The sequence below is a fragment of the Microbispora sp. ATCC PTA-5024 genome (assembly GCF_000511135.2).
Lineage (GTDB): Bacteria > Actinomycetota > Actinomycetes > Streptosporangiales > Streptosporangiaceae > Microbispora > Microbispora corallina.
Genome location: NZ_KI866522.1, coordinates 134,517 through 145,532, shown reverse-complemented (window position 1 = coordinate 145,532; position 11,016 = coordinate 134,517). Strand labels below are relative to the sequence as shown.

Annotated in this window: 12 protein-coding genes; 5 read left to right on the top strand and 7 right to left on the bottom strand. The window is 72.7% G+C overall.

Annotated features, from left to right (window positions below; genetic code table 11):
• The coding region (locus MPTA5024_RS00650; RefSeq protein WP_036318611.1) for a transposase at positions 1-348 on the top strand (348 nt) is incomplete at its 5' end.
• A 505-nt stretch (positions 349-853) separates the two neighbouring features.
• Positions 854-2,188 carry an extracellular catalytic domain type 1 short-chain-length polyhydroxyalkanoate depolymerase gene (locus MPTA5024_RS00645; RefSeq protein WP_036318609.1) on the top strand — a complete coding sequence of 445 codons (1,335 nt, stop codon included), beginning with the start codon at positions 854-856 and terminating at the stop codon, positions 2,186-2,188.
• Positions 2,189-2,297: 109 nt separating this feature from the next.
• On the opposite strand, the gene fabI is transcribed toward MPTA5024_RS00645, so the two are convergent.
• A complete protein-coding gene (gene fabI / locus MPTA5024_RS00640; RefSeq protein ID WP_036318607.1) occupies positions 2,298-3,062 on the bottom strand; it encodes an enoyl-ACP reductase FabI in 765 nt (254 codons plus the stop codon).
• 40 nt (positions 3,063-3,102) lie between these two features.
• Positions 3,103-3,807 (bottom strand): beta-ketoacyl-ACP reductase, encoded by a 705-nt coding sequence (locus tag MPTA5024_RS00635; RefSeq protein ID WP_036318605.1) that lies wholly within the window; start codon positions 3,805-3,807, stop codon positions 3,103-3,105.
• Between the two features lie 77 nt (positions 3,808-3,884).
• On the opposite strand from MPTA5024_RS00635, the gene MPTA5024_RS00630 reads away from it, so the two are divergent.
• Together MPTA5024_RS00630 and MPTA5024_RS00625 are read left to right on the top strand one after the other, a co-directional pair.
• Entirely contained in the window at positions 3,885-5,378 is a 1,494-nt protein-coding gene (locus MPTA5024_RS00630; RefSeq protein ID WP_036318602.1) for a TldD/PmbA family protein, read from the top strand.
• On the top strand, positions 5,375-6,745 hold the full coding sequence (locus MPTA5024_RS00625; protein WP_036318599.1) for a metallopeptidase TldD-related protein: 1,371 nt from the start codon (positions 5,375-5,377) through the stop codon (positions 6,743-6,745). Before MPTA5024_RS00630 ends, MPTA5024_RS00625 begins: the two co-directional genes overlap by 4 nt.
• A 28-nt stretch (positions 6,746-6,773) precedes the next feature.
• Here MPTA5024_RS00625 and MPTA5024_RS00620 read toward each other — a convergent pair whose 3' ends face one another.
• Positions 6,774-6,986, bottom strand: coding sequence for a dodecin (locus tag MPTA5024_RS00620; RefSeq protein WP_036318597.1), 213 nt, complete (start codon positions 6,984-6,986; stop codon positions 6,774-6,776).
• Positions 6,987-7,061: 75 nt separating this feature from the next.
• Between MPTA5024_RS00620 and MPTA5024_RS00615 the strand changes: the two genes are divergently transcribed.
• Positions 7,062-7,394: a DUF3099 domain-containing protein gene (locus tag MPTA5024_RS00615; RefSeq protein WP_051457560.1), complete on the top strand. Its 333-nt coding sequence runs from the start codon at positions 7,062-7,064 to the stop codon at positions 7,392-7,394.
• 254 nt (positions 7,395-7,648) lie between these two features.
• Here the strand turns inward: MPTA5024_RS00615 and MPTA5024_RS00610 are convergent, their stop codons facing one another.
• The 4 genes from MPTA5024_RS00610 to MPTA5024_RS00595 form a co-directional block, all read right to left on the bottom strand.
• The gene (locus MPTA5024_RS00610) at positions 7,649-7,906 is read right to left on the bottom strand and encodes a DUF6457 domain-containing protein (RefSeq protein WP_036318594.1); all 258 of its coding nucleotides are present in this window, start codon (positions 7,904-7,906) and stop codon (positions 7,649-7,651) included.
• A 15-nt stretch (positions 7,907-7,921) separates the two neighbouring features.
• Positions 7,922-8,509, bottom strand: a complete 588-nt coding sequence (mobA, locus tag MPTA5024_RS00605; protein WP_036318592.1) for a molybdenum cofactor guanylyltransferase — start codon at positions 8,507-8,509, stop codon at positions 7,922-7,924.
• Between the two features lie 13 nt (positions 8,510-8,522).
• On the bottom strand, positions 8,523-9,512 hold the full coding sequence (gene moaA / locus MPTA5024_RS00600) for a GTP 3',8-cyclase MoaA (RefSeq protein ID WP_036318589.1): 990 nt from the start codon (positions 9,510-9,512) through the stop codon (positions 8,523-8,525).
• 159 nt (positions 9,513-9,671) lie between these two features.
• Positions 9,672-10,862 carry an MFS transporter gene (locus MPTA5024_RS00595; protein ID WP_051457559.1) on the bottom strand — a complete coding sequence of 397 codons (1,191 nt, stop codon included), beginning with the start codon at positions 10,860-10,862 and terminating at the stop codon, positions 9,672-9,674.
• Positions 10,863-11,016 lie beyond the last annotated feature (154 nt).

The following is an 11,016-nucleotide window of genomic DNA, read 5'->3' as shown; positions in this document are numbered from 1 at the left end:
TTCGGCGACGCGACCGGCCGCTACGCCAGCGCCAAGGCACGCAAGAACTACGCCGGGACAAGCCCGATCACCCGCCAGTCGGGCAGAAGCAAGACCGTCCACGCCCGTTTCATCCATAACGACCGGCTCGTCGACGCCCTCCACCTGCAAGCCGGCTGCGCGGTCCTGCACGACCCCGAAGTACGCGCCTACTACGACCAGCTCCGCGCCCGAGACGTCGGCCACAACGCCGCTCTCCGCCAAGTCGGCAACCGCCTCGTCGGCATCCTGCACGGCTGCCTCAAGACTCACACCGCCTACGACCGCGCCACCGCTTGGCAACACCGTCACGACACCCTTGCTGCTTGACAACGAAGCTCCAGGGATGTCTGACCCTCGCCGGCCGCCACCGCGTTCTCCCTGCCCTCGGCGGGCCGCCACCGCTCTGACCCTCGGCGGGCCGCCGCGCGTTCCCGCTGATGCGCCCCGGCCCGCCGCCGGCCCCTTTCTTGAGCGCGTGACCGGGCCGGCATCGCCCTGTGCGGCTCCCCATGCGCCCCGGCGCCCCTCTCGCATGACCCGGGGAAAGCCGGCCGTGCGCGCCCGGCGGCTTTCCCCCTTGTCGTGAAATTTTCGACCGGGCGCCGGCCGGCCGGCGCCGTCGAGGGCCTCCGACCTCGTGTTCGCCGGCGGCGGCGACCCGCGGGCGAGCGGCCCGGCCGTTGGGCCTTGTGATGTCAGAAATGTTTCTTCAGACTCCTGAAACGTTAAAACCCCCGGGTCCGGCGGGGTGACGTACTCGATTTCGGGAGTCGCGCGACGCGCGGCGCCACGGCCCCACGCCGGACCGGTGTACCCGGAGGAAGGACAGCCCGTGAAACGTCGCATCGTGGCCGTGCTCGCGGCCGCGCTGATGCCCGTGGTCGCAGCGGCCTCGCTACTGGTCGCCCGACCGGCCGCCGCGGCCTCGCTCACCCAGGTGACGAACTTCGGCACCAACCCGAGCAACCTCAGGATGTACATCTACGTGCCGGACCGGGTCGCCGCACGGCCCGCGCTGCTGGTGGCCGTCCACTACTGTCAGGGCACCGCGTCCGCCCTGTTCAACGGCTACTTCCACGACTACGTGACGGCGGCGGACCAGTACGGGTTCGTCATCGTGTTCCCGGAGGCCACGCGCAGCGGGAGCTGCTTCGACGTGTACTCGCCCCAGGCGCTGAAGCGCGGCGGGGGCAGCGACCCGGTGGGCATCATGTCGATGGTCGACTACGCCAGGTCCCGGTACAACGTCGACCCCGGCCGCGTCTTCGTCAGCGGCGTCTCCTCCGGGGCGATGATGACCAACGTGCTGGCGGCCGAGTACCCCGACGTGTTCAAGGCGGGCTCGGCGTTCATGGGCGTCCCGGCGGGCTGCTTCGCCACCACCGACGGATCCACCTGGAACAGCCAGTGCGCCAACGGGCAGGTCACGAAGTCCGCGCAGCAGTGGGGCGACCTGGCCCGCTCGATGAACCCCGGGTACAGCGGCGCCTACCCCCGGATGCAGTTGTGGCACGGCACGTCCGACAGCACGCTGAACTACAACAACTTCGGCGAAGAGATCAAGCAGTGGACCAACCTCAACGGCGTCGGCCAGACGCCCGCGTCCACCGACAGCCCCTCGTCCGGGTGGACCCGCACCCGGTACGGCGCCACGGGCACCCAGCCGCCGGTCGAGGGCGTCAGCGTCGCCGGCCAAGGACACTCGCTGCCCCTCAACGGCATGGTGGCCTACGCCATCAACTTCCTCGGCCTGAACAGCACCGCGACCCCCTCGCCCACACCGACGCCGACGCCCACACCGACGCCCACTCCCACGCCGACACCCACCCCCACACCCACCCCGACGCCCACGCCGACCCCGACGCCTCAGCCGGGCGGGTGCAGCGCGAGCATCCGGACCGTCAACTCCTGGCCCGGCGGCTTCCAGTCCGAGGTGACGGTGCGCGCCGGAAGCGCGGCGATCAGGGGCTGGACGGTGACCTGGAGCTGGACCGGCTCCCAGTCCGTCACCCAGCTGTGGGGAGGGGTCCCGTCCACCTCCGGCGCCGCGGTCTCCGTGCGCAACGAGTCCTGGAACGGCTCCCTCGCCGCCGCCGGCACGACCACCTTCGGGTTCACCGCATCCGGCACCGCCGCCACACCCGCGCTGACCTGCGGCGCGTCCTGATCGGCGGCACATTCCCGACGACAGGGGCGACGCGTTCCTGACGACAGGAGGGACCTGAACGACGAGGGCGCCCCCGGCCGAGGCCGGGGGCGCCCTCACACTGCGCGGGTCAGGCGCCCATCGCGTGGACGCCGCCGTCCACGTGGACGATCTCGCCGGTGGTCGCGGGGAACCAGTCCGACAGCAGCGCCACGCAGGCCTTGGCGGCCGGCGCGGTGTCGGCGAGGTCCCAGCCGAGCGGCGCCCTGGCCGGCCAGCTGTCCTCGAACTCCTGGAACCCCGGGATGCTCTTGGCCGCCATCGTGCGCAGCGGCCCGGCGGCGACCAGGTTCACCCGGATGCCGTGCTTGCCGAGGTCGCGGGCGAGGTAGCGGGAGCACGACTCCAGCCCGGCCTTGGCCACGCCCATCCAGTCGTACACCGGCCACGCCTTGGTGGCGTCGAAGTCGAGGCCGACGATCGCGCCGCCCTCCTTCATGAGCGGCAGGCAGGCCACGGCCAGCGACTTGAACGAGAACGTCGAGACGTGGACGGCGGTGGCGACGTCCTCCCAGGACGTGTTCAGGAAGTTGCCGCCGAGGCACGTCTGCGGGGCGAACCCGATGGAGTGGACGACCCCGTCGAGGCCGTCCACGTGCGCGCCGACCCGGTCGGCCAGCGTGTCGAGGTGCTCGTTGTCCTGCACGTCGAGCTCGATCACCGGCGGCGGCTCGGGCAGCCGCTTGGCGATGCGCTCGACCAGGCTCAGGCGGCCGAAGCCCGTCAGGACGACCTGGGCGCCTTCCTCCTGGGCCAGCCGCGCCACGTTGAAGGCGATCGACGAGTCGGTGAGGACGCCGGTTACCAGCAGTCGCTTCCCGTCCAGCAAACCCATGCTCAAGCTCCAGTCTTCTCGTCCGTCCCCGGGACGCCTGTCAGTGTCCCATCCCCAGGCCGCCGTCCACGGGGATGACGGCGCCGGTGATGTAACCGGCGTCGTCGCTCGCCAGGAACCGGACCACCCGGGCGATCTCGTCGGCCTTCGCCTGCCGCCCGAGCGGGATGCTCTTGCGGATCTGCTCCTGCTGCGCCTCGTCCAGGACGGCCGTCATGTCGGTCTCGACGAACCCTGGCGCGACCACGTTGACCGTGATGCCACGCGAGCCCAGCTCGCGGGCGAGCGACCGGCCGAAGCCCACCAGGCCGGCCTTGGAGGCGGCGTAGTTGGTCTGGCCCGCCGAGCCGGACAGGCCGACGACCGACGAGATCAGGATGATGCGGCCGCGCCGCAACCGGAGCATGGGGCGCACGGCCCGCTTGGCCACGCGGTAGGCGCCGGTGAGGTTCGTGTCGATGACCTCGGTGAAGGTCTCCTCCTTCATCATCGGCAGGAGGGTGTCCTTGGTGATCCCCGCGTTGGCCACCACGACCTCGACCGGGCCGTGCTCGGCCTCCGCCTTCTCGAAGGCGGCGTCGACGTCCGCGGCGCTCGTCACGTCGCAGCGGACCCCGAACAGCCCCTCGGGCGGCTCTCCGGATCGGTAGGTGACGGCCACCGCGTCCCCCGCGGCCGCGAGCTCGCGCGCGATCGCGAGGCCGATGCCGCGATTGCCGCCGGTGACGAGTACAGAACGAACCATGCGACCGACGGTATCGGCTACCAGGGGGTAGGCCACTTGTCCGCAGGGCACAAGATCACAGGGTTAGGATCGTGGACATGCGCCAGATCGACCCCGACTTTCTCGCCCTGCCGCTCAGGCGGCTGGCGGACGCGGCCCTCCAGCGCGCCCGTGACCTGGGAGCCGAGCACGCCTCCTTCCGCCTCGAACGGGTGCGCGCCGAGACGCTGCGCCTGTTCGACGCCCGGCTGGAGGGCTCGATGGACGCCGACGACCTCGGCTTCGCCGTACGGGTGATCAAGGACGGCACCTGGGGCTTCGCGTCCGGGATCGAGCTGACGCCGGAGGCCGCGGCCCGGGCGGCCGAGGAGGCCGTGCGGGTGGCGGCGGTGAGCGCGCCGATCAACCGGGAGCCCGTGGAGCTGGCCCCCGAGCCGGTCTACGACGACGTGACCTGGGTGTCGGCCTACGACGTCGACCCGTTCGAGGTGCCGCTGCCCGACAAGGCGGCGACGCTGGCCGACTGGTCGTCCGGCATGCTCGGCCGCGTCGACCACGTGTCGGCCTCGCTGATGCAGGTCAAGGAGCAGAAGTTCTACGCCGACTCGGCCGGCACGGTGACCACGCAGCAGCGGGTCCGGGTCCACCCCGTGCTGACCGCGATGAAGGCCGACGGCGACCGGTTCGACGACATGCGGACGCTCGCGCCGCCCGCGGGCCGCGGTTACGAGTACCTGACCGGCACCGGATGGGACTTCCCGTCCGAGCTGGCGGAGCTCCCCGAGTTGCTGGCCGAGAAGCTGAAGGCGCCCTCGGTGGAGGCCGGGCCGTACGACCTGGTGGTCGACCCGTCCAACCTGTGGCTGACCATCCACGAGTCGATCGGCCACGCGACCGAGCTCGACCGCGCGCTCGGCTACGAGGCGGCCTACGCGGGCACGTCGTTCGCGACGTTCGACAAGCTCGGCAACCTGCACTACGGCTCCCCGGTCATGAACGTGGTCGGCGACCGCACGGTCGAGCACGGCCTCGCGACGGTCGGGTGGGACGACGAGGGCGTGGCCGGGCAGTCGTTCGACATCGTGAAGGAGGGGACGCTGGTCGGCTACCAGCTCGACCGGCGGATGGCCCTGCTGAAGGGCCTCGGCCGTTCGAACGGGTGCGCCTTCGCCGACTCCCCCGGCCACGTGCCGATCCAGCGGATGGCCAACGTGTCGCTCCAGCCGACCCCCGGCGGCCCCTCGACCGACGAGCTGATCTCCCGGGTCGGGCGGGGGATCTACGTGATCGGCGACAAGAGCTGGTCGATCGACATGCAGCGCTACAACTTCCAGTTCACCGGCCAGCGCTTCTACCGGATCGAGAACGGCCGCCTCGCCGGTCAGCTCCGCGACGTGGCCTACCAGGCGACGACCACCGACTTCTGGCGGTCGATGGAGGCCGTCGGCGGGCCGCAGACGTATGTGCTCGGCGGCGCGTTCAACTGCGGCAAGGGCCAGCCGGGCCAGGTCGCGCCGGTCAGCCACGGCACCCCGTCCGCCCTGTTCCGCGGCGTGCGGATCCTCAACACCGTCCAGGAGGGTGGGAAGTGAACACGCCACAGGAGACCGTGGAGCGGGCGCTGGCGCTGAGCCGGGCCGACGGCTGCGTCGTGATCGTGGACGAGGGGTCCACCGCCAACCTGCGCTTCGCCGGCAACACGCTGACGACGAACGGCGTCGCCCGCTCGTCCCGGCTCACCGTCATCTCGGTCGCCGGGCAGGGCGTGGGGGTCGTCTCCCGCTCCGCCGTACGGCACGACCAGCTGGAGGACGTGGTCGCCGCGGCCGACCGGGCGGCCCGCGAGGCGCGCCCGTCGGAGGACGCCCGCCCGCTCGTCGAGGGCGGCGCCTCGGAGGGCTGGGACCGGCCCGTCGAGCCGACCTCCATCGAGGTCTTCCGCGACTTCGCGCCGGCGCTGGGCGAGTCGTTCGCGTCGGCCGAGGCGTCGGGCCGGCGGCTGTACGGCTTCGCCGAGCACATCCTCACCTCGACGTTCGTCGGCTCCTCGACCGGGCTGCGGCAGCGGCACGACCAGCCGACGGGACGGCTGGAACTGAACGCCAAGTCGGCCGACGTCTCCCGGTCGGCCTGGACCGGCGTCGCCACCCGCGACTTCGCCGACGTGGACGTGGCCGCGCTCGACGCCACGCTGGCGCAGCGGCTGGAGTGGGCCAAGCGGCGGATCGCGCTGGAGGCCGGGCGGTACGAGACGCTGCTGCCGCCGTCCGCGGTGTCCGACCTGCTCATCTACCTGTACTGGTCGGCGGGGGCGCGTGACGCGGCCGACGGGCGGACCGTGTTCTCCAAGCCGGGCGGCGGCACCCGCGTCGGGGAGCGGCTGTCGCCGATCCCGCTGCGGCTGTCGGGCGACCCCGCGCACCAGGGCATCGAGTGCGCGCCGTTCGTGATCGCGCACGCGTCGGGCCGGGAGCAGTCGGTCTTCGACAACGGCCTGCCGCTGACCCGCACCGACTGGATCGCGGACGGCACGCTGGCCAACCTCATCCAGACCCGGCACTCGGCGGAGCTGACCGGGCTCGCGGCCACCCCGCAGATCGACAACCTGATCATGACGGGCCCCGAGGGCGGCCGCTCGCTGGAGGAGATGATCTCCTCGACCGAGCGGGGGCTGCTGCTGACCTGCCTGTGGTACATCCGCGAGGTCGACCCGCAGACCCTGCTCCTCACCGGGCTCACCCGCGACGGGGTCTACCTCGTCGAGAACGGCGAGGTGACCGGGGAGGTCAACAACTTCCGGTTCAACGAGTCGCCGGTCGACCTGCTCGGCCGCCTGACCGAGGTGGGCGCGAGCGAGCAGACGCTGCCGCGCGAGTGGAACGACTACTTCACCCGCGCCGTCATGCCGCCGCTCCGGGTGCCCGACTTCAACATGTCGACGGTCAGCCAGGCCAGCTGACGGCCGTCGTCGGCCGCGCCTGTCGCGGTCAGGCGTCCTCGAGGCGGAAGCCCACTTTCATGCCGACCTGGAAGTGGGCCACCTCGCCGTCCACGATGTGCCCGCGGACCTCGGTGACCTCGAACCAGTCGAGGTGCCGCAGGGTCTGGGCGGCCCGCCGGACGCCGTTGCGGATGGCCTGGTCGACGCTCTCCTCCGAGGTGCCGACGATCTCGGTCACCCGGTAGGTACGATCCGACATCTTGTCCTCCTGCTCTGGTCTCCGCATGATCGTATCCTCGTGCGGCTTTCACACCCGCCACAGCGGAGGACTAACGTGGAAGTCGTGAAGCCATGGCGCAGGTCCAGTCGCGGCACCACGGTGGTCCACCAGGTGACCGACGCGCAGCCGTCGCTGTCCGACGACATCAAACGGCGCGAGCGAAGCTATCTGATCAAGATGAGCATCCGGCTGATCTGCCTCATCCTCGCCGTGGCCCTGCCGGCTCCCTGGCCGATCAAGGCGCTGCTCGTCGCCGGGGCCGTTCTTTTGCCATACCTTGCCGTTATCGGGGCCAACCAACGAGGTGCGACCCTTCCGGCCGGCTCAGACTTGACCGGATCCAGCCAGAACGAGATCCCACGCCACCGACGCGAGATCGGGTCGTGACAAAGTCTTGACGCAACCCATGGGTTAGAGGTGTACAGTTTAGCCAAGCGCTCTGGTCCCCCGTCGGAGCGCTGGTGCCGGCGTTCCGGGCCCCCGTCGGAACGCCGATGAAGCGGCGCCGGGTGGTTTGCCCCCGTAACCACCCGGCGTCGCCCTTTTCCCGGGCTTTACCACTTTTCCAGCCACGTACCCGTGGCGGCCGGTGTATCGGGACGGGGGCCGCGTTCCCGTGACCCCGCCCGTAAGGTCGTCTGTCAAGAGTCGCCGAGCGTCTCCGCGGTCGCCCTGCCCCAGTCGCCCGCCATCCGCGACAACCTCTCCACGGCGTCGGGCGGCGCCGTCCCCGCGCCCTGCGCGAGCCCCACCAGGTAGGCGGTGAGCGGCGCCGCGGGCCGGGTCACCCCGTGGGCGACGTCCCGGGTCAGGTCGAGCACCGCGGCGCGGTCCACCCGCGCCGGGTCGATCCCGAGCTCGCGGCAGACCAGCGCGGTCCACTCCTCAAGCACGTTCATGCGGCCTCCTCAAGGTCAGGGCTCCCCGGCCCTGCGGCGGGCCGTGCCGAGATCGTCAATCGTGTCGCAGTCGAACCACGGCTCGCATCCGTCCTCCCCCGTGAGGCGCAGCCGCACCGGATCGAGCGGGCCGAGCAGCCGGTGCAGCGACCGCCCCTCGTACGCCGCCAGGGCGTCCCGCAGGGCCGCCGTCCGCCACACCCCGGTGAGCCACTGCTCGCGGCCTCCGTCGTCCACCAGGACGGCTCCCGCGGCGTCCGGCAGGGCCGCCCGCAGCAGCGCGGACACGTGCGCGGCCGTGAGGAACGGCAGGTCCGCGGCGAGGAGGGCGACCCACGGCGCGGCCACCTCGGCGAGCCCGGCGCGCAGCGCCGGGACCGGGCCGCCGCCGGGCGGGTCCTCGCGGGTGAACACCGCGCGCAGGCCGGCCCGGGGCGGTCCCACGACGACGACCGCGCGGGCGGCGGCGACGGCCGCGGCGACGCGCTCGACCAGCGGCCGTCCGCCGACGAGGGCGCCCGGTTTGTCCGCGCCGCCGAGACGCTCGGCCCTCCCCCCGGCCAGGATCACCGCGTCGTACGGCGTGCCCTCGGGCGGACGCACGGCAGATCCCCGTTCAGCCGCCGATGGCCGACATGGGGCGGGCCGGCTGGAGGAAGCTCGGGTCGTCGATGCCGTGCCCGGCGCGCTTCCCCCGTACGGCGGCGACCCACCGGGCCGCGAGGTCGTCGTCCGAGGCGCCCGAGCGCAGGGCCGACCGCAGGTCGGACTCGTCGGTGGCGAACAGGCAGTTGCGCACCTGGCCGTCGGCGGTGAGGCGGACCCGGTCGCAGGCGCCGCAGAACGGGCGGGTGACCGAGCCGATCACGCCCACCCGGGCCGGGCCGCCGTCCACCAGGAACAGCTCGGCGGGGGCGCTGCCGCGCGCCCGGGGGTCGTCCTCGGTGAGGTCGAAGGAGTCCTTGAGCAGGCCGAGGATCTCGTCGGCCGTCACCATCCGGTCGCGCCGCCACCCGTGCTGGGCGTCGAGCGGCATCTGCTCGATGAAGCGCAGCTCGTAGCCCCGCTCCAGGCAGAAGCGCAGCAGCGGCACCGCCTCGTGCTCGTTGACGTCGCGCATCAGCACGGTGTTGACCTTGACGGGCAGGAGGCCGGCCGCGGCCGCCCCCGCGAGGCCGTCAAGCACGTCCTGAAGCCGGTCCCGGTGGGCGAGCCGGACGAACACGTCGCGGTCGAGCGTGTCGAGCGACACGTTCACCCGGTCGAGCCCCGCCCGGGCCAGAGGCTTGGCGAGCCGGGCGAGGCCGATGCCGTTCGTGGTGAGCGAGATCTGGGGCCGGGGCCGCAGGGCGGCGGTCGCGGCGACGATCTCCACGAGGTCGCGGCGCAGCAGCGGCTCGCCGCCGGTGTAGCGCACCTCGGTGATGCCGAGCCGCTCGACGCCGATCGTGACGAGCCGGACCACCTCGTCGGCGGTCAGAAGTTCGGGCTTGGGCAGCCAGTCGAGGCCCTCGGGCGGCATGCAGTAGGAGCACCGCAGGTTGCACCGATCGGTCAGCGACACCCGCAGATCGGTCGCGACCCGGCCGAACGAGTCAACCAGCACGAGATGACCTCCATTGCCCGGAAGCCTTAAGCCTACGGCTTGCGGTCATCCACGGGACAACTCCATTGTCCCCCGGCCGATTCCACAAGCCGGCGCGCCTCGTCGCCGTCGTGCCCGCGCCGGACGGACCGGGGTGGCGTCCCTGGAGTCGCCGGTTCATCAGCCGGCGGCCTCCCGCGGCGCGAGCCGCCGGCTCTCGGGCAGGCGATGGCACACCGCGAGGACAGCGGCGCCCAGCAGGGCGGCCAGCGCGGTCGAGGCGGCCGCCGTGCCGGGCCCGGCCACCTCCATGACCACCCCGGCGAGGGCGGAGCCCAGGGCCGTACCCGTGGTGAAGAGCGTGATGAGCCACGCGAACGCCTCGGTGACCGTACCCGGCGGGGCGAACGCGTCCACCATCGTGAAGGCGACGACCAGCAGGGGCGACAGGAACACGCCCGTCGCCAGGCAGATCGGCGCCATGACCCAGACGGGGGCCATGGTGGCCACCAGCAGGTAGGTGACCGCGAGGCCGGCGCAGAACAGCACGGCCTGCGCGGTGGGCGCGGCCGTCCAGTGACTGCGGCCGTGGACGATCGCGCCGGTCAGCGCGCCGAGCGCGGACACGGCCAGGAGCGCGCCCGCGCCGCCCGGCACCGGGTGCCGTTCTGCGTAGGCCACGGCGACGATGTTGAGCCCGCCGACGGCGGTGCCGCCGCCCGCCAGGCCGAGGAAGAGCAGCACCAGCGCCCGGCTGCGCAGCGGCCCCAGCCAGTCGCGCGCGCCCGGCTCGCCCCGCCACTCGCGGGACGGGCGGGCGGTGGCGAGGGTCAGCACACCGGCGACGCACAGGACCGCGGCGAGGACCAGCGCCGCCTCCGGCGGGGCCACGGCCACCGCGGCCGCGACGATCAGCGGCCCGCCGATGAACACGAGCTCCTGCGCCGCCGCGTCCAGCGCGTACGCCTGCCGCAGGTTCTCCTGGCCCACCAGGACCGGCCACAGCGTCCGCAGGCACGGCTCCAGGGGCGGCGTGGCCGCGCCGCACACCACCGCCCCGGCCAGCACGAGCCCCCTGGACGACGGGGCGGCCACGATCAGCACCAGGCCGAGGCAGGACAGCAGGGCGCTGACGACCAGCACGTGCGTCTGGCCCCAGCGGTCCACCATCCGGCCGAGCAGCGGCCCGCCCAGCGCTCCGCTCACGGCGAGCACGCCCGTCGCGACCCCGGCGAACCGGAAGTCGGTCCCCTGCTCGCGCAGCGTCAGCGTCATGGCGAGCGCGGTCATCGCGGTGGGCAGGCGGCCCACCAGGGAGCCTCCGAGCGCACGCACCACCGACGGCTTCCGGAGCAGGCCGGCATAGGACACGGGTCACACCTTGTCGAAGGGGGGAACGCGATCCTCCCGGGGATCACGCGTGGGCCGCAGCAGCCTAACGGCCCGCGCCGGGCGCCGCGGTCCCGGGCGGCCGGGCCCGGTCGTCGGGGCGGCGCCGCTCAGCGCCAGCCCGTCCGCTCGCGCA

What these genes read in the sequence shown, in the direction of transcription:
- MPTA5024_RS00635 (WP_036318605.1), bottom strand. Translation starts at nt 3,807, where the DNA reads ATGGTTCGTTCTGTACTCGTCACCGGCGGCAATCGCGGCATCGGCCTC.
- fabI (WP_036318607.1), bottom strand. Translation starts at nt 3,062, where the DNA reads ATGGGTTTGCTGGACGGGAAGCGACTGCTGGTAACCGGCGTCCTCACC.
- MPTA5024_RS00620 (WP_036318597.1), bottom strand. Translation starts at nt 6,986, where the DNA reads ATGTCGGATCGTACCTACCGGGTGACCGAGATCGTCGGCACCTCGGAG.
- MPTA5024_RS00630 (WP_036318602.1), top strand. Translation starts at nt 3,885, where the DNA reads ATGCGCCAGATCGACCCCGACTTTCTCGCCCTGCCGCTCAGGCGGCTG.
- MPTA5024_RS00610 (WP_036318594.1), bottom strand. Translation starts at nt 7,906, where the DNA reads ATGAACGTGCTTGAGGAGTGGACCGCGCTGGTCTGCCGCGAGCTCGGG.